At 44.3% G+C, this 17,658-nt stretch carries 18 protein-coding genes; 4 read left to right on the forward strand and 14 right to left on the reverse strand.

Annotation, left to right across the window (positions count from 1 at the left end):
* The 12 genes from BM265_RS02500 to BM265_RS02555 form a co-directional block, all read right to left on the reverse strand.
* Positions 1 to 663 carry a hypothetical protein gene (locus BM265_RS02500; protein WP_074959894.1) on the reverse strand — a complete coding sequence of 221 codons (663 nt, stop codon included), beginning with the start codon at positions 661 to 663 and terminating at the stop codon, positions 1 to 3.
* A complete protein-coding gene (gene scfB / locus BM265_RS02505; protein WP_074959895.1) occupies positions 663 to 2,036 on the reverse strand; it encodes a thioether cross-link-forming SCIFF peptide maturase in 1,374 nt (457 codons plus the stop codon). Before scfB ends, BM265_RS02500 begins: the two co-directional genes overlap by 1 nt.
* Before the next feature lie 140 nt (positions 2,037 to 2,176).
* Entirely contained in the window at positions 2,177 to 2,320 is a 144-nt protein-coding gene (gene scfA, locus BM265_RS02510) for a six-cysteine ranthipeptide SCIFF (RefSeq protein WP_074828246.1), read from the reverse strand.
* A 114-nt stretch (positions 2,321 to 2,434) separates the two neighbouring features.
* Positions 2,435 to 2,833: a TIGR04086 family membrane protein gene (locus BM265_RS02515; protein WP_074959896.1), complete on the reverse strand. Its 399-nt coding sequence runs from the start codon at positions 2,831 to 2,833 to the stop codon at positions 2,435 to 2,437.
* Positions 2,834 to 2,934: 101 nt separating this feature from the next.
* Complete coding sequence (gene yajC, locus BM265_RS02520; RefSeq protein ID WP_074959897.1) at positions 2,935 to 3,276, reverse strand: preprotein translocase subunit YajC; 342 nt, start codon at positions 3,274 to 3,276, stop codon at positions 2,935 to 2,937.
* 81 nt (positions 3,277 to 3,357) lie between these two features.
* On the reverse strand, positions 3,358 to 4,752 hold the full coding sequence (gene gltA, locus BM265_RS02525) for an NADPH-dependent glutamate synthase (RefSeq protein ID WP_074959898.1): 1,395 nt from the start codon (positions 4,750 to 4,752) through the stop codon (positions 3,358 to 3,360).
* Entirely contained in the window at positions 4,745 to 5,584 is an 840-nt protein-coding gene (locus tag BM265_RS02530; protein ID WP_074959899.1) for a sulfide/dihydroorotate dehydrogenase-like FAD/NAD-binding protein, read from the reverse strand. The genes gltA and BM265_RS02530 overlap by 8 nt, the downstream gene beginning before the upstream one ends.
* A gap of 108 nt (positions 5,585 to 5,692) precedes the next feature.
* Positions 5,693 to 6,892, reverse strand: a complete 1,200-nt coding sequence (locus BM265_RS02535; protein ID WP_074959900.1) for a glycoside hydrolase family 10-like protein — start codon at positions 6,890 to 6,892, stop codon at positions 5,693 to 5,695.
* Positions 6,893 to 6,976: 84 nt separating this feature from the next.
* Positions 6,977 to 9,382, reverse strand: a complete 2,406-nt coding sequence (locus tag BM265_RS02540) for an HAD family hydrolase (RefSeq protein WP_074959901.1) — start codon at positions 9,380 to 9,382, stop codon at positions 6,977 to 6,979.
* Between the two features lie 17 nt (positions 9,383 to 9,399).
* A complete protein-coding gene (rlmB, locus tag BM265_RS02545; protein ID WP_074828274.1) occupies positions 9,400 to 10,170 on the reverse strand; it encodes a 23S rRNA (guanosine(2251)-2'-O)-methyltransferase RlmB in 771 nt (256 codons plus the stop codon).
* A 132-nt stretch (positions 10,171 to 10,302) separates the two neighbouring features.
* Positions 10,303 to 10,569, reverse strand: a complete 267-nt coding sequence (locus BM265_RS02550; protein ID WP_143098653.1) for a hypothetical protein — start codon at positions 10,567 to 10,569, stop codon at positions 10,303 to 10,305.
* 518 nt (positions 10,570 to 11,087) lie between these two features.
* Entirely contained in the window at positions 11,088 to 11,771 is a 684-nt protein-coding gene (locus tag BM265_RS02555) for a DUF6062 family protein (RefSeq protein WP_074959903.1), read from the reverse strand.
* Positions 11,772 to 11,880: 109 nt separating this feature from the next.
* Between BM265_RS02555 and BM265_RS02560 the strand changes: the two genes are divergently transcribed.
* From BM265_RS02560 to BM265_RS02570, 3 genes are all read left to right on the forward strand, one after another.
* Positions 11,881 to 12,249 carry an Imm1 family immunity protein gene (locus BM265_RS02560; RefSeq protein WP_074959904.1) on the forward strand — a complete coding sequence of 123 codons (369 nt, stop codon included), beginning with the start codon at positions 11,881 to 11,883 and terminating at the stop codon, positions 12,247 to 12,249.
* Positions 12,250 to 12,254: 5 nt separating this feature from the next.
* Positions 12,255 to 13,076: a DNA-3-methyladenine glycosylase family protein gene (locus BM265_RS02565; protein ID WP_074959905.1), complete on the forward strand. Its 822-nt coding sequence runs from the start codon at positions 12,255 to 12,257 to the stop codon at positions 13,074 to 13,076.
* 72 nt (positions 13,077 to 13,148) lie between these two features.
* Positions 13,149 to 14,441: a PrsW family glutamic-type intramembrane protease gene (locus tag BM265_RS02570; protein WP_177219524.1), complete on the forward strand. Its 1,293-nt coding sequence runs from the start codon at positions 13,149 to 13,151 to the stop codon at positions 14,439 to 14,441.
* 42 nt (positions 14,442 to 14,483) lie between these two features.
* On the opposite strand, the gene BM265_RS02575 is transcribed toward BM265_RS02570, so the two are convergent.
* Positions 14,484 to 15,329: a hypothetical protein gene (locus BM265_RS02575; protein WP_074959907.1), complete on the reverse strand. Its 846-nt coding sequence runs from the start codon at positions 15,327 to 15,329 to the stop codon at positions 14,484 to 14,486.
* Positions 15,330 to 15,546: 217 nt separating this feature from the next.
* Between BM265_RS02575 and aspS the strand changes: the two genes are divergently transcribed.
* Positions 15,547 to 16,881, forward strand: a complete 1,335-nt coding sequence (aspS, locus tag BM265_RS02580; protein ID WP_074959908.1) for an aspartate--tRNA(Asn) ligase — start codon at positions 15,547 to 15,549, stop codon at positions 16,879 to 16,881.
* A gap of 52 nt (positions 16,882 to 16,933) precedes the next feature.
* On the opposite strand, the gene BM265_RS02585 is transcribed toward aspS, so the two are convergent.
* On the reverse strand, positions 16,934 to 17,632 hold the full coding sequence (locus BM265_RS02585) for a metallophosphoesterase family protein (RefSeq protein ID WP_074959909.1): 699 nt from the start codon (positions 17,630 to 17,632) through the stop codon (positions 16,934 to 16,936).
* Positions 17,633 to 17,658: the final 26 nt, after the last annotated feature.

A 17,658-nucleotide genomic window follows, 5' to 3' on the forward strand; every position in this document is an offset into this window, starting at 1 on the left:
TTAGTCCTCCTCGGGGTCAATATCAAGTAAAGGCAGAACCGCTTTTTCTGCGGCATTGAAACCTTCTTCGCTTTTTGATGCGAACATCACAAGGCTTCCGCAACTGTCGGGCATAAGAGCCAGATATGAATCTTCATTGATGCGGTAGAACTGAGCTCCCTGATATATCCCGCTGTCCGCATACTCGATATGCTCAAATTTACTGCTGATACTTTCAGCCTGTTCTTCGTCAGCTTCAAGATAATCCTCAGTTGCATATTCAAGACCGCTTGTCACTGCACAAAGATAACCCTCGGAGATAAGGAATTTTGAAAGGCTGTCTCCCGTAAGAAACCATTCTCCGCGGTCATAACTCTCGTAAACAGGCGGGTCGGGCTTGTCCATATCCTCAAGCTTTATTCCCCAGAAGGATACGCTCTGGTTTTCAGAAAAGAAAACATAGTATCCCTGAGCCTTATACATACCGACTTTCTCGGCAGGCATAAGATAATCACCTGCGGGATTCGATGCAAGCACATCACAGCCTGCGCACTGTCTGTAATAATACTCCAGCGCAGCAGGGAGACTTCCATATTCGGCTTTCAGCGCAGATATTACTTCCTCGCTCCAGCCCATAGGCTCGGTAACATCAAACAGCTCAAGTAGCTCTCTGTAATCAAACATTATTCCGCATCATCAAGCAGCTGAACTGCCTTCATCAGGATAGCAACTTCAAGACGTTTCTTCTGTATCTGACAGGAAAGCTTGTGTGCTGCGTGTATATCGCCCTGATAAATGTAGTTGTTGGCATTGCATCCGCCGCTGCAATAGAATTTCGCCCAGCACTTCTTACATTCGGGCTTGTTATAAACGTGTGCTTTAGCGAACTCGTCCTTCATTTCAAGGTTGAAACTGCCGTCATAAAGGTTGCCCATCTTGTATTCCTCAACACCTACGAACTGGTGGCATGGGTAGATATCTCCATCGGGTGTGACAGAGCAGTACTCGTTGCCGCATCCGCAGCCGCGAAGTCTCTTGATAGCACAGGGACCCTGATCAAGGTCAAGCATGAAGTGGAAGAAATTGATGAACTTTCCTTCCGATCTGATCTTAGCGATCTTTTCGGAAAGCACTTCATACTCTTTGAATATACGAGGCAGATCAGCCTCGGTGATAGCATATGGCTCCTTGGGATCAGCCATAACAGGCTCAACGGATATCTGATCGAATCCCAGATCATACAGATGCATAACATCATTGGAGAAATCAAGATTGTACTTGGTGTAAGTGCCGCGAACGTACCAGTCGCTGTCCTTGGGACGCTTGTCCACAAGGCGCTTGAAGTTCTTAGTAATGGTATCATAGCTGCCTGAGCCGTCTACGCGAACTCTCACTCTGTCGTTTACTTCTTTTCTGCCGTCAATGGACAGTACGACATTGTTCATCTCCTTATTGATGAAATCGATCATTTCATCGGTAAGGTGGATACCGTTGGTAGTAGTGGTGAATCTGAAGGTCTTGCCTGTTTCAGCTTCTCTGGAACGAGCATATTCAACAGTCTGCATAACAACATCGAAATTCATCGAAGGCTCGCCGCCGAAGAAATCAACTTCAAGGAACTTTCTGTCGCCGGATTTATCAATAAGAAAATCTATGGCACGCTTGGCAGTTTCCAGGTCCATCAGCTTTCTGCCAACACCAAAATCACCCGTAGAAGCAAAACAGTACTTGCATCTCAGGTTACAGTCATGGGAAATATGCAGACACATAGCCTTGATGGGTGAAGCCACAGCTACCAGCGCATACTTCTCGTAATCATCCTCGGAATACAGAATCTTGTCTTTATAGAGAGATACTATCTCCTCATAGCACTCTTTGATATCCTCTGCGGGATAACTTCTGGAAAGCTTGGCTAAAACCTCGGCAGGACATTCCTCAGCAAAAGTAGGCTCAACGCTGTCAAGGATATCATATGTCAGATCATCTATGATATGGACACCGCCGCTGTTGACATCAAGCAGGACATTATAGCCTGCCAGCTTATATTTATGGATCATTTTCTTCCCTCGCAAATCTTAAAAAATAACGGACGACCAAAGCCCAGCCCTACGGGTCAGCCAAGACCGTGTAGAGTTGACCTGTGCTCGCCCGCTGTATCGGGAGCTCTTTTAAGCTCCCTAAAAACGGTCCTTGTGGATCAAGCGTCCTTCTCGCACTTCTGGTTAGCAACAGTGCAGGAAGTCTTACATGCAGACTGGCAGGAAGCCTGGCACTTGCCGCAGCCGCCCTTAGCAGCAGTCTTCTTCAGATTAGCCTTATTGATAGTCTTGATATGTTTCATAATATCATACCTCCATATACGATTTACAGATATTATATCATATTATGACACGAATTTTATGAATTATAATTTAATATGATATAAACATTTGTTAAATATATCAAATCATATTAGCTAGGGAACTCTTTTTACATTTACTCCAATAGCACCACCTATCGAAGCTGCTGCAACCGTAAGCAGCAGCTTTCCGAAAGATGTTATCCGTGCCGAATATCCTGCGAAAATACTTCCTGTTATCAGTATGAAGACAAACATCAGCAGACCTGTCAGTGCCCCCGCCGCAAGACCGTTGCGTTTTCGTCTTTTGCCACCTGTGTATCCGCCGAAATATGCACCGATGACCAGCGCTCCGGTGGACATAGCAGACAAAACACTTTTTCCCGCATCTATCTTTGTAAGCAAAAACGCCATCGCACAAACGAGTAGCAGTATAACACCGGCGGCTACAGTCAGCGCGACAATCTGTTCGGCGACAATACCCAGACCCCTTGCATTACTTCTGTGCTTTCTCATAGCAGCCGACCTCCTTGGTTAATCTTTAATGCTATAATATTCCCGCCAAAAATGATTTATTACAAAAAACAGCACCGTTTTAAAACGGTGCTGAGATATTATCAAACCTTGTCTTTGCTATTCTCGTCGTCATCAGTAACGACTTTAGCGATAGCCCATTTCATGATGCGTATCTTGCTTCTGTCGCCGCCTGTTTCGATAACAACGTTATCTTCCTTGACCTGAGTAACGATGCCAATTATGCCGCCGTTTGTGATGATCTCGTCACCAACATCAACATTGTCTCTCATTTCTCTGTCAGCCTTTTCCTGCTTCTTCTGGGGCTTCATGATAAAGAAATAGAAAAATACAAATACCAGCACTATTGGTATAAAAGAGATAAGATATCCGCTTGTTGTGGAAGTACTGCCCGCAGACATCAGAGTTAAGTATGCATGATTCATTTTACTGCCTCCCGATTTTTAAATTACTGCTAATGATTATAGCAGAATCCCGATAATTTATCAAGTGATTTAACAGAATGTTTACTCTTCTTCACTGATATTCTTGATATAAGCGTCGATAGCTGCCGCAGCCTTTTTGCCTGCACCCATGGCGAGTATAACTGTTGCGGCGCCTGTAACAGCGTCACCGCCGGCGTATACGCCCTTCTTGGTGGTAGCCTCGGTGTCATCAACGATGAGACAGCCGCGCTTGTTAACGTCAAGACCCGGAGTAGTGTTCCTTATCAGCGGATTGGGAGATGTACCTATCGCCATGATAATTGTATCAACATCAAGCTCATAATCAGAACCTTCAACAGCCACAGGACTTCTTCTGCCGCTCTCGTCGGGTTCGCCCAGTTCCATCTTGCGGCAAACCATAGCACGAACTCTTCCGTTGTCATCGCCAAGCAGCTCAACAGGATTATTGAGAGTCAGGAACTCAACGCCCTCCTCCATAGCATGATGAACCTCTTCCTTACGTGCAGGAAGTTCGTCAAGAGAACGTCTGTAAACGACATATACTTTCTTAGCGCCTATTCTCAGAGCAGAGCGTGCAGCGTCCATAGCAACGTTACCGCCGCCTACGACTGCAACTTTCTGTGACTTCATGATAGGAGTAGCATATTCCTTCTTATAAGCCTTCATCAGGTTGATACGTGTCAGGTACTCATTAGCAGAATAAACTCCGATCAGACCCTCGCCGTCGATACCCATAAATCTGGGCAGACCTGCACCCGAACCTACGAATACAGCCTCATAGCCCATCTCAAAGAGTTCGTCAACGGAAAGTACCTTGCCAATGACCATGTTGGTCATTATCTTAACACCCATCTTGGTAAGATTGTCGATCTCGTGCTGAACGATGGTCTTGGGAAGTCTGAACTCGGGGATGCCGTACATCAGAACTCCGCCTGCGGTGTGGAAAGCTTCAAATACAGTAACTTCGTAACCAAGCTTAGCCAGATCACCTGCCGCAGTAAGTCCGCTGGGACCTGCGCCTATGATAGCGACTTTATGGCCGTTAGGCTCGGGCAGAACAACCTCGGGCTCCTTGCCTCTCATGTAGTCGGCTACAAAACGCTCCAGTCTGCCGATACCAACAGGCTCGCCCTTTATACCTCTTACGCACTTGCCCTCGCACTGGTTTTCCTGAGGACAGACTCTTCCGCAAACAGCAGGCAGAGAGTTTGTAGTCTTGATTATCTCATAAGCCGCTTCCATATCGCCCTCTGCGACTTTAGCTATAAATTCGGGAATCCTTACACCAACGGGACATCCGCTCATGCAGGGCTTATTCTTACAATTCAGGCAGCGCATAGCCTCTCTTACAGCCTTTTCAAGAGAGTAACCCAGTGTTACCTCCTTAAAGTTCTTCGCCCTGACTTCGGGCTCCTGTTCAGCTATCGGAACCTTGTCCAATCTCATATCAGCCATTAGCCGCACCTCCCATAAGTCTGCAAACGTGCTGCTTCTCAGCCTCGTTATAAGTGGAATTTCTTCTTACAAGCTCGTTGAAATCAACCTTGTGACCGTCAAAATCAGGACCGTCAACACAGGCATACTTTATCTCTCCGCCGACCCTAACACGACATCCGCCGCACATTCCTGTGCCATCGATCATGATGGGATTCAGAGAAACAATAGTCTTTATATTGTAAGGCTCTGTTACTTTACAGATGAATTTCATCATAGGAACAGGACCTATAGCGATAACTTCATCGAAATTTGCACCTGCGTCGATAAGTTCCTTCAGTTTGTCAGTAACAAATCCATGGTATCCGTAAGAACCGTCATCAGTACAGATGTGCAGATCAGTGGATTCAGACTTCATTTCGTCCTCAAGAATAATGATATCCTTGGTTCTGAAACCAGCGATAAGCTGAACGTCAACACCCATATTATGGAGTTTCTTAGCCTGAGGATAAGCTATCGCACAGCCAACACCGCCGCCGATAACAGCGACTTTCTTCAAATTAGGCTCATACTCCGTAGCCATACCCAGAGGTCCAACGACATCGCGTATAGCTTCGCCCTCTTTGAGTGCGGCAAGCGACATGGTAGAACCGCCTATTGTCTGGAAAATTATAGTAACTGTTCCCTTTTCGCGGTCAAAATCCGCGATAGTAAGTGGGATCCTTTCACTGTATTCATCTGCTCTTACGATAACAAACTGACCTGCATCAGCCTTTTTCGCAATAAAAGGAGCATCAATATCCATCAGCACAACGCTGTCGTTTAACTGTTTCCTTCTGATTATCTTAAACAATCCTATCCCTCCGCAAAAATATTTCATTTTATTATACATCATTTCAATGAAAATTACAAGAGTCTGAAATGAATTATAATCGTCATCAATAAAATTATTTAGAAAAAGTTAATATTTAGCGAGAGCATTTCTGATAGCTTCCCTCTCATTTACAATACGCTCATCTTCACTATTCTCACCAAACAGACTGCTATAAGCGTAAAGTGATATTCCTTGACAATCTTTACAATCCTCGATCTGACGTGCTATAATTCCAACACTCTCGGTGAACTCCTCTTCTGTCCCAACCTTATATACAGCTAGCCCGATATCAAGGTTGACTTCCCCGCTCCGGCAGATCTCCTGCCACTCATTAAGTGTACTGATAAATGGCTTGACAGTGTTTTCGAACCCAAAATATATCTGCGGAATAATTCTGTCACAGTAACCCTCCTCACTGCACCACTTTTCCACGTCAGCATACAGTTTAAAAATATTATTTTCTATGTTACCCTGTGGAGATATGCTGACTTCAATACGCCTGTCAACTGACTTAACGCTATCATATATCCCGCAGCACATTTCAGAGATATTATCCCTGCGCCATTCATCGAGAGAACTGTCACCTCCCATTTCAGCAAAACACTTCGCATCATAATCACTGTCCGTGGTGGGATAGAAATAATCATCATAATGTATACCGTCAACATCGTAGTTTTCAGCTATCTCATATGCACCCTCAGCAATAAGGTCACGCACCTCGGGATAGGCAGGATCAAGCCACAAATGATAGTCCTCTCCCACATAACTCACTCTGTCGTCACCATCAATAAACCAGTCAGCTGTTGTGAAGCCCGAAAACTCGGTAAGCTTGTCCGCCGTCTGCAATCTCAGAGGATTTATCCAAGCATGGATCGAAAGCTCATGTTCATGGGCTGTTCCACACATTATTTCAAGAGGGTCATAAGCTCCGCTGAGATACTCTGATGGTGGAAACAACGTCGAATCATATATAGCGTCACCGAAAGGTCTTACTTGGACGTAGATGGTGTTGCAGCCTAGTTCAGCTATGTTGGAACAGGCTGTATCGAATTCACCTCGGAAATCATCCGCATTATCCGCCGATAACATAGGTGCAAGGTCGATATAGGAAAGCCATATCCCTTTGCGACGTTCATAATTAAGCGGCGAATAACCGTTGTTTTCAGTGGCAGCAGCTTCCAACCTCGGCGGAGGCGATGGTATGCGGTGGCATTTTATCGTATCATGTGGCATATCTGCGGAACAGCCCGCAAGCAATATAACAGCTGTAAGCAGTATCTTCTTCATTGGCATCACTCCCACATAAATCCTATGCTGAAAGTTATGCGCATATTACAAAAAAATACCGCCGGCGAACCGACGGTATTGATATCAGACTTTTTTACTGCCAAGCATTGCCAGCATTATACCCGCAAATACAAGGTGATAAACAATTATAAGCGTTGGTGTTATCTGTGCGAATGTTCCAAGCAGCATAGAGATAAGGCATATAGCAGCTCCAAGAGCCACAGAACCCGCCTGTATTGCGATACCAAGCTGAGCCGCGGATTTTATCCTTTTTACACCTGTAATCAACATGGCAAATGACGGAAAACTTCCGCTGCACATCATCGGAGAAGATTCGCGCTCGTTATAGTCCACTTCGTTTTCATATTCCTTGTGATACCTGAAAGGCAGCATCTTTACCGAACCTCTGTCAAGGTCGAAAAGACATTCAAGGAATTCTTCTGTAAGGAAACCATCAACATTTCTGACAACGGTGACAACGCCCTCTCTTTCAAGTGCCTGCATCCATTTGGTCACTGACATGGAAGGAGTTACTTTCAGCACGAACATTGTGCATATCACACCTGATATGGAGAGATAAAGTATCACATTGCCCTTACCGTACTCAGCTTCCTTTGAAGCGGGTGGCAGACCGTCAATGGAATGATCTTCCATATGCTGTCTTGTGCCGAGAAGCACGCGCTTATTGTCTATCCAGCCCGATAATCCTCTTTCATCCTCGTAGATGTAACTTTCTACGGGATAAAGCATATCAAGCTTGCCTTTGAGTATCTTGTAGAACGAGTTTTTCAAAACACTGTCCGAACGGAAAACAAGGCTTGAAGCCAGAAGGATGCATTCGTCCAACGGTTCGGTGGAAAGCAGTTTCAGGTTTATAAGATCAACGCTGTCCTTCGGGAAAAGCTGAGCAGCATCCACCATTACCGAATTGGTATCCGAATATTCCTCAACTGCACTGTAACCAAGTATTACAGAAGAATACTGAAGATATTTGTTAGTAGCCTTACTTATGGGCAGATTAACAGCTAGTATCAGTGAAAGTGACGAACACATTGTAACCGTACCTGAAAATGCTGCAAGTGCCACGTATATCTTTTCAACGCTTGAGCTCGCATGCTTGTCGCAGATAAATGAAAGAAGACCTGTTATGAATCCGGCGATAAGTATCATCGGTGCTGAATACTTCGCAAATCTGTCAGAAACATCTGGAGCATAGGAGTTTTTGATAAAATCCTCGACAAATCCTGTCTTGCGCATTGCGGCCATATTGGCATTTACGGGAACTGCTCCCCTGCCAAGATTCACAGCAGTGCTTCCGTCAACGCTCTTCACAGCGTATCTGTCAAAATCTCCGGCAATGTATCTGAAGTTCTTTTCAGTGCGCTGAACCGTCATCATCTTGCCCAGGGTATTGAAAATCAGTCCTACGATGGCAGCTGAAACATACACATGGTAATAGCCGTCGCGGATAGAATCGGGTTCAAACAGGGTCGCGATCCCTGCGATTACTGAAACAAATATGCCCACAGCCGCGATAGAATCATTATCAGGCTTGCGCAGGAACATATTTTTCAGACCGGCTGTCATAACAGAATAAGAAACACCCAGCGCCAGCAGACCCATTATCGTGTTTGAAAACAGGAAAGCCGACGGTGATACCGACCTGTCAAATATCTTTATAACAGGAAGTTCAAGGTCGTTCGCAATTGTAATCAGCAAACTTGAAAGTCCGGTAAAAAGAAGTACACAGAGCCTGAGGAACAGATTGCTTTTGATCTGCATAATATCATTCAGCACCTTAGGCGCTTCATCATAGTTTTCAAACTCATTCTGACCGTAGGATATCTTTTTGGCTTTGCTGTGCTCAACACCGTCGTCCTCATCCATGCTGTCAAGCACAAAGCTATCGACCTTCGATTTTCTGTGTCTTTCCAATGCCGCAGAACGCCTGTCATACTCGTCCATGCTTTCGCTTTCGGCAGTATCCTCTTCTTCATCCGGATCGGTAAGATATTGGCTCTGAGGGATTATCTTGCCCTCAAGACCAAGCTTCATGTCCTTGAGGCTTGTACGTCTTACCGGTTCAGGTGACAGTTCGTCATCGCGCCTGCGTCTTCCGCCATGGGATGAAAGTCTGCTGATTTTGCGAGCAGTCATCATAGCGATCTCCTCATCTACCGGAGTATCGTTTTTGAGAAGAAGATCTTCTGCAAGCAGGAAGCCGTCAGCTTTTGCATCAGACGTAGCATCACTTTTTATGACAGTCTCAGCCTTGTCTTCGGCAGCCGAAACAGCTTTTGCAATATCCTCATTCTTCTCGTCAGCGTTTTCCATCGGGATATCTGGTATCACCGGTGCAGTACGAGCTTCCCGGGATTTTTCAAAGCTTATATCGAAATCATCAGGTTTGTCCGCCTCGGGTCTGTTATTTGTTTTGTATTTATTGCTGTATTCCGACAAAATTTCGTCGATGGAATATTTATCAGCCAATCCATATCACTCCAAATCTACTTGATGGCGCGTTGGCGCACTATCTCATACATAAAGATTCCCGCAGCAACAGAAGCATTAAGCGAGGTTATCTTGCCCGCCATCGGCAGGCTGAGAAGCATATCGCATTTTTCTTTCATAAGTCTTCCCATACCGAAGCCCTCAGAACCTACTACAAGTCCGATAGGACCGCGGAGGTCGGCGCCCGAATAGTTTTCACCTGCGCCGTCTGTACCGTATATCCAAACGCCCTGCTTTTTCAGTTCGTCAACCGCCGCTGCAAGATTTGGTACTCTCGCCACAGGCAGCCAGCTTGCGGCTCCCGCAGATGTCTTGAATACGGTGTGATTCAGCGAAGCGCTCCTTCTCTTGGGGATTATGATACCATGAGCACCCGCAGCCTCAGCGGTACGTATTATTGCACCGAGATTATGTGGATCCTCGATCTCGTCACATATTATTATGAAAGGATCTTCACCTTTCTTTTCAGCGATAGCGAGAATATCCTCGACCTCAACATACTCTGCACAGGCACCTACAGCTATAACGCCTTGATGTGCCGCACCGCCTGCCATATAGTCAAGCTTGACTTCCCTGACCTGCTTTACGGGAATATCCCTTTCCTTGGCAAGTTTCAGTATCAGCGAGATCGAACCCTTAGCCTCGGGATTCACAAAGATCATATCTATAAGCTTATCGGCTTTAAGTGCCTCGATAACGGGATTTCTTCCCAGGATAAGCTCTTCATCACGCTTGTTTTCGGTAGTGTTATTTCTGTCTTTATTCATAATCAAAAATCCTTTTTCAAACAACAGTTATTAGGTATTATAGCACAAAAATCCTCAAAAGCCAAGAGCTTCCGAGGAATTTTTGCAATTTAAACAAATAGGATATACGATTTTTAGAAAATATGTGCGCTATCATAAAGCAATCAGCACAACTACAAGCACCGAAGTCACTATCGCTCCGAATAGCACGGTAAGAAGAGATCTCAGAGTTTTATCATGAAAGTTTTTTTCGTCTCTTTCAACACCTTCCATTTCATCAGTCAACTTTTGAAGATACTCCCCCGCTACAATATGAGGATCGTTTTCCGAAAACAGTTCGCAGTTTGAATTCACGAACAAAAGTGCCCTTTCGAAATATTCACTGTTTGTACATTTAATTTCAATAATTTGCTTGTTCACGCCTTTTATCACCTTTCAGACATCTCCTTGTCATTGATTTTCACATTAAAGTCCGTTAGAATGTACTTCTCAACAATTTACTGTTGAAAAGTTGAAAACTCATTTCAGAAACCAACATTTTCAAATCAAAAGTGTTGAAAAACCTGTTGAAAAGGTTGAAAATCACGTAGAATTCCTATGTTTTCAACATTGGTTAATTTTGTTGAAAAATATATCTAAGGACAAAAATATGTACATCAGGTGAAAACTGATAACCTCAGAAAGTCTTTTAAGTGGCAAAATCTGTTACGGAATCATTAACGCTGAAATATTTCAGGCTCTAGTCGGATGGTATCCCCGAAGTTCTCGGGATTCACAGCGAGTGTTAATTTGTTAGGCGCTTTATGAAGTCAAATATCTATAAAAATGTACTCGTTCTGCTCTACGGGACAAATAACGCTCATCTCTGAAAGTCTGTACAATATTATGTATTTTTATTCAGACGAAAGCCAAAAGAAAAATTACATTCTGTTACGAAATTATCGTGTTGTCAGAAACTTTATCGCTCTCTCGATGGAATCCTTTGAATTGCCCCAGTCGGCATCACTTCCGTTGTTGCGATAGTCATACATATCACAGTAATGGGTCACGTCTTTTTCCAGTTCAGCCAGATATTTCTCTGTCAACGCTGCGCAGGTTTCCTTGAAACCGCCCTGCATCTTTTTATTCATTTTATCCTCGCAGGCGGAAACAAGCATATCATAATGTGGCAGACAAAGCATTTCCTGCTCGGCAAAGAGCTGACGAAACTCACTCTGTTGTTCGTAAAGCTCAAAAAGCGTCACCATTATTCGTGACATACCCCATTCAATCTTGTTACATACAAAACAGTCGTTATTCACCGAAGATACCCTCTTCTGCTTGGCTGATTTGCCCTCAAAGATGCTCTGCCTTTTCAGAACGTTTTTCTGTAAAGACTGCAAGTGGGTCGATAGCATCAGCGCCAGCGAAAGACGGTTCTTGCAGGCACGCATCTGCTCAAAATGGATCTTGCAGAATCCCTGTTTGTTTGTCTCAATACGTACATCAGGCTCCATCATGGCAGCACCCATTATATAATCAATTGTGCGCTGTTCAAGGGTATCCCGCAGCCTGCATATCGGACATCCGCATTTCGGCTCGAAAATTTCGGTAACGGGAATTGTAAGAATGCTTTCTCTCATGTACAAACTTCCTTTCGTATATAGGCAAAATATATATTGAAAAATGTTTCATTATATAGTATAATGTATTTTAATGAAATTTGCAAGTGTCTTACAAAAGGTGAATACTATGCGCGTAAGTTACGAAAACGGTGACATCACTATCACCGATAACGAAGAAGTCATCTCGCTGATATTATGTCTTGCCGAAAAGGGCATAAACGAAATATGGTTAAGCGAAGACGGCAAACTCTACCCTGCTCTGGCGATACTTGTCAACGGCAGATACACCTGTCTGAACTATTTCGGGAATGACGAGGGCGATATGTATATGTCACGGGGCGATGGAAATGCACAAATCACCTTTAAACCCGGCGGCACGGAATGGACTGCGCCTGCGGACGCTGTAATTTCAATAGAAAGTGCTGTTGCCTGTATAAGGCAATTCTGCAAAAATTATAACCTGCCCGACTGTATAGACTGGCAGGACGGAGTGTGAACAAAATGGACTACAAAACAGACGGCAAAGATATACTGCTCTGTCAGGCGGACTTTGATCTCGACCAGACCCTTGATTGCGGTCAGGCTTTCAGGTGGGAAAAGACAGCCGATAACACCTACAGCGGAGCATTTCTCAATAAAAAGCTGGATATAAGCTGTGAGAACGGCAAAGACGTTTTCAGACTGCATGATACCACAGAGGAAGATTTTCTTTCGGTGTGGGCGGATTATTTCGACCTAGCCACAGATTACAGCGAACTCAAAAAGCGTTTTTCCGAGGATGAAACTCTCTCAAAAGCCTGTAAATACGCAAGTGGTATACGCATACTTCGTCAGGACAGCTGGGAGGCGCTTTCCTCTTTCATAATCAGCCAGAACAATAATATCCCGCGAATAAAAGGCATTATCGGGCGGCTTTGCGAACACTGCGGCGGCTATCCCGCATGGCAGGAACTCACCGGGGAGACCGAGGAAAGCCTTGCTTATCTCCGTGCGGGATTCAGAGCGAAATACCTGGTGGACGCTGTGCAGAAGATACAAAGCGGTGCCATAAATCTTGAAAAGATACGAAGTATGGATATTGAAAGCGCCCGCAAACTTTTGCAGACCATAAAAGGCGTAGGTCCTAAGGTGGCAGAATGTGCTCTTCTTTTCGGATTTTACCGTACAGAAGCTTTCCCTATAGATGTATGGGTCAAGCGGGTCATGGCTAACTGGTATCCCAATGGTTTGCCTGAATGTACCAGAGGATGCGAGGGCATAGCACAGCAATATCTTTTCCATTACATAAGAACTTCTGAGGAAGCAGCTGCTTCCATTAAATAAAGGGAGGAAAAAACAGTGAATTTTGTTCTTATAGGTATCGCATTGGTACCTACCATAATCATTTTTTCTGCGGTGCTGAAAAAGACACCCGCTGTAAAAAAAGAACCTTTTAAACGAGTTGCTAAAGTATTTATTGTGAGTGCTCTTTCTACGATAGTAGCCATTATATTAGAATTAATAGGTATGATTATATTGGCAAATATTTATAAATCCGACGTAAAAGGAATAATGAGTATGTCCGGAATATTTGCACTATGTTTGTTTATCATTGGCCCATCAGAGGAAATCTGCAAGTATTTCACATTTAAACTTACTATCTTTAAAAACAGAGATTTCGACCATACCTATGATGGTGTTATTTACGGCGCTGCTGCTGCTCTAGGCTTTGCGACACTTGAGAATATATTATATGTATTGGGAAATAGCTCGCAATCCGGCGCTTTAATGGGTGCTTATACCGGAATTCTAAGGGCTGTACTTTCAGTTCCGCTCCATGCATTCACAGGAATTCTAATGGGCTACAAATTCGGAATCTCCAAATATATAAAGTATAATAATGTAATAAATGCAGTGCATAATAAAAATCCTCAGCGTCTTGCTTTTATTCTCTCGGTCGCGGTTCATGGTCTTTATGATTTTCTTGCTATTGCTTCTAATGCAACCGATGCTCCTGAAGGTTTTGTGTATGTATCTATCGCCGGAGTTATCGGTATAATGATACTTGTCTATGTGTTGATGTATAAGATCATCAATAAAGCAAGCAAAGAAGATCTGATGATCTACAACGAATATTACTACCAGCACCTGAACGGTCACTTCCAGGATATGGTCGGCAAAACAAACGAGAATGGTATTGTACTTGTAAATCCTGACAACGTACAAAACTTTGTCACAAATGCGTATGGCAGCCAACCGAATACAATGGCAGGTCAGCCTGTTGTATGGCAGTACGGCAGCATTCCGAATAATAACACCGATCAACAGTCGGGTGGCTATCCTTACGGAAATGCACAGAACGGTCAGTACGGATATCAGCCTCAAAACAACTATCAGCCCCACAACACATATCAGCAGCCCGGAAATGTCAATCCTTACAGTCAGGGACAGTACGGCGGCTATCCCGCTGAAAATACATATCAGCCACAGCAGAATGCATATCAGTCCCGGAACAGCGATACCTACGTTCCCGGCATTGAACCTGTCAGTCCGACATACACGCCGAATCAGTCAGTGCATCAGACATATACACCAACCCAGACTCAGGCACAGGTTCAGCAACCGGAAAAAGCAAGTTTCTGCACCGAGTGCGGAAACAGGCTGTCAGCAGATGCTAAATTCTGTACCATCTGCGGAAACAAAATATAGACAAAATAAAGGCATGAGTTTTAACGCTCATGCCTTGTTTTATCAGTTTATACTTTGCTCGGGGTCGGAATTTCCGTATTTTTCCCAGGGCATAGGTTCAAGCATTATTATCGAGGGTATATCACAGCAGGAATATGTAACATTTTCATCATTAGCATAAATGCTGTCCTTATCGACCAAACCCTCATCTTCAAGTTCATGGAGTAATTCCACCAGCTTGTCTTTTTTGCCTGCGGTGTCAAGGTTTTTATATTCTTCAGTAACCATCATATCTTTTATTCTGTTACTTGCTTCTTCCATCTTATCAAGTTCCTTGTCGGTGAAATTTTCATAGACGGTTATCTCAGTAACTGCTGAACGGTGCTCAGTATCACCATCGATGTAGCGAGCGTAAAAGCGGTATTTCCTATCCTCTGATACATCGGGATCAGTGGGAAAAGTATCATCTAACTTATAGCGCAGGCTGTACCAGCAGTCGCCCGATATATCGTCCCCTGATTTTTCAAACTCGGCATCATCAAGCATCTCGCCTATGACCTCACCTGTATCTGCATCTATAAGCTGAACTTTCTGTGGTTCTATGATATCACGGGCAACAAAGATGACCACACTGTCTTCCGCACCTATCTCGATCTCTCTTTTATCAACTGCGAGATAAAGATCTTCAACGCTTTCGGTGAAAATTTCTTCTGTGGCTTTGGAAGATTCTTCCTGCGTTTCAATGGTGCTTTCAGGTTTTTCTTCTGCCGATCCCTGAGTATCCGAAACAGTCACTTTGCTATCCTCAGAAGAAGTATTATCTCCGTTTGATTCGTTTTCACCCTTAGAGCACCCCGAAAACAAAGTAATCGTCAAAGCCGATAAGAGCGCAAGTGTTTTTATATTCATTATGTTACCTCCCTATGTCTATATTATGTATAGGATAACACCGATAAACCGAAATGTCAAGTGTTCGGGTGACATTTTAGAACAGAGATTTTTCCTTAGCAAAAAAGATTTGATTTTTGAAATAAAATATATTTATATCGCTGTTGACAATTTTTCCGAAAAGCGTTATAATATATAAGTATGTAAAATCTTATCCGAAACGGGAGGAAGTTATTATATGAACAGAACATACATAAAAGACGTTAAAGAGCATCTTGGCGAGACCATCAAGGTACAGGGCTTTGTTGAGAACTACAGAAATGCCCGCGCTATGGCTTTTATCGTCGTTAAGGACATTACAGGCAAATTACAGGTAACTGTTGAAAAGGAAAAGCACCCTGAGCTCAACGAGAAACTTGACGCACTGACAGGCGATTCCGTTGTTACCGTTATCGGTCAGGTATTCGAGAATGACTACGTTAAGCTGGGCGGTCTGGAAATGATACCCGAGGATATCATACCCGAGAGCATTGCTGATGCTATCCCGATCGCAAGAAAAGAGATCGCAGCAACCAAGAAGAAAAAGGCAGTTGAGCGTTCAAGCATCGATCAGCGTATCGACTACCGTTGGATTGACCTGCGTACCGATGAGAACCAGCTGATGTTCAAGGCACAGACTGTTATGGTTAATGCTATGAGAAATTTCCTGCTGGGTGAGAACTTCATCGAGATACACACCCCTAAGCTGATAGGCGCAGCTTCCGAGAGCGGCTCCAGCGTTTTCGAGGTAAAGTATTTTGACAGAAACGCATATCTTGCACAGAGCCCTCAGTTCTACAAGCAGATGGCTATGGCAAGCGGCTTTGAGCGTATCTTTGAAGTAGGACCCGTATTCAGAGCAGAAAAGAGCTACACCAGCAAGCACACCACCGAGTTCACAGGTTTCGACCTTGAGTTCAGCTACATCAACGATTACAGAGATGTTATGGCTATGGAAGAGCAGCTGTTAAAGGCAGGTCTTTCCGCTGTTAAGGAAAAGTACGGCGATGAGATCAAAGAGCTCTTCGGTCAGGATATAATCGTACCTGAAACTCCCTTCCCTGTTGTTAAGCTGGCTGACCTCTACAAAGCACTTGAAGAAGAGTTCGGCTACAAGGTTCCCGAGGAAGAAAAGGGTGACCTCACCACCGATGCTGAAAAGCTCAGCTATGAGTGGGTTAAGAAGCACTACAACCACGAGTTCCTCTTTGTTACCGATTTTGATGCTGAGAAGCGTGCATTCTATCACATGAGAGATGAAAAGGGCGTGCCCATGGGTTACGACCTCATCTGGAGAGGTGTTGAAATCACCACAGGCGCACAGAGAGAGCACAGATACGAAGTTCTGAAAAAACAGGCTGCTGAAAAGGGTCTGGATGAGGACGTAAAATTCTATCTTGAATTCTTCAAGTACGGCTGTCCTCCTCACGGCGGTTTCGGTATCGGCGTTGACAGACTGACAATGCTGCTTCTGGGTCTGCACATCAAGGAAGCTATGTTCATCTTCCGCGGTCCTAACAGACTGAATCCATAGTAATAAATATAAAGGCTCGTTCCTTTTCGGGAACGAGCCTTGTTTGTTATATTCAGATCTCAACTATACTATTAAATAGCACATTGAACCTTGGTTCGGTCTCGCTTGCCATATCCGTGTGATAATGACCTGAGAACCAGGACTTGTAATCTAGTTTATGACCTATCTCTTCAAGAAATTCATTCAGCTTGTTGTCGGGGTATTCATTCTCCAGACCAAGCTTCACTGCTATCTCATGCTGAACAGATGACGGCGCACAGTGGGTCAGGATATAATCCGTTTTCCAGCCATTCTTTTCAAGGGTCTCCAGAGCGTGAGCATACTCAGCCTCGCTGGGAAGCTCCTGCTCCCATAACGATGAACCTATCTCGCGGAACTCCTTGTCATGAGATTCGGCACCGCCCATGGTGAAAAACTTTTTCCCCTGCAGTTCAAACATTTCTCCACGCATCAGATGATAGATGCTGTTGCCTATCTTATGCGCCTTTCCGCCGCAGAACTCCACCTCTTCAAAGGTTTCCAGCAAATCGAAATTCTCGTGATTGCCATCGATGAAAAGCGTGGTATAAGGCTTCATATCAAGCCATTTGCGCCACCAGAGATCTTCCGCGTCGTTATTCCAAACCAGCCCGAAATCCCCCGCGATGATAAGGAAATCATCCTTAGTCATCAGTTTCTGGGCAGGGTTCGCCTTGGCGGATAGCTTGCCAATATCCGTGCACCCATGGATATCACCCGTAACAAGTATCATTTTTCTCCCCCCGAAAAATCTAAAAA

The organism is Hominimerdicola alba (assembly GCF_900112155.1).
Lineage (GTDB): Bacteria > Bacillota > Clostridia > Oscillospirales > Ruminococcaceae > Hominimerdicola > Hominimerdicola alba_D.

Coding starts and splice junctions, on each gene's coding strand:
- BM265_RS02565 (WP_074959905.1), top strand. CDS start 12,255: ATGGACTACAAAACAGACGGCAAAGATATACTGCTCTGTCAGGCGGAC.
- BM265_RS02535 (WP_074959900.1), bottom strand. CDS start 6,892: ATGAAGAAGATACTGCTTACAGCTGTTATATTGCTTGCGGGCTGTTCC.
- scfA (WP_074828246.1), bottom strand. CDS start 2,320: ATGAAACATATCAAGACTATCAATAAGGCTAATCTGAAGAAGACTGCT.
- aspS (WP_074959908.1), top strand. CDS start 15,547: ATGAACAGAACATACATAAAAGACGTTAAAGAGCATCTTGGCGAGACC.
- BM265_RS02585 (WP_074959909.1), bottom strand. CDS start 17,632: ATGATACTTGTTACGGGTGATATCCATGGGTGCACGGATATTGGCAAG.
- rlmB (WP_074828274.1), bottom strand. CDS start 10,170: ATGAATAAAGACAGAAATAACACTACCGAAAACAAGCGTGATGAAGAG.
- yajC (WP_074959897.1), bottom strand. CDS start 3,276: ATGAATCATGCATACTTAACTCTGATGTCTGCGGGCAGTACTTCCACA.
- BM265_RS02515 (WP_074959896.1), bottom strand. CDS start 2,833: ATGAGAAAGCACAGAAGTAATGCAAGGGGTCTGGGTATTGTCGCCGAA.
- scfB (WP_074959895.1), bottom strand. CDS start 2,036: ATGATCCATAAATATAAGCTGGCAGGCTATAATGTCCTGCTTGATGTC.
- BM265_RS02555 (WP_074959903.1), bottom strand. CDS start 11,771: ATGAGAGAAAGCATTCTTACAATTCCCGTTACCGAAATTTTCGAGCCG.
- BM265_RS02500 (WP_074959894.1), bottom strand. CDS start 663: ATGTTTGATTACAGAGAGCTACTTGAGCTGTTTGATGTTACCGAGCCT.
- BM265_RS02575 (WP_074959907.1), bottom strand. CDS start 15,329: ATGAATATAAAAACACTTGCGCTCTTATCGGCTTTGACGATTACTTTG.
- gltA (WP_074959898.1), bottom strand. CDS start 4,752: ATGGCTGATATGAGATTGGACAAGGTTCCGATAGCTGAACAGGAGCCC.
- BM265_RS02560 (WP_074959904.1), top strand. CDS start 11,881: ATGCGCGTAAGTTACGAAAACGGTGACATCACTATCACCGATAACGAA.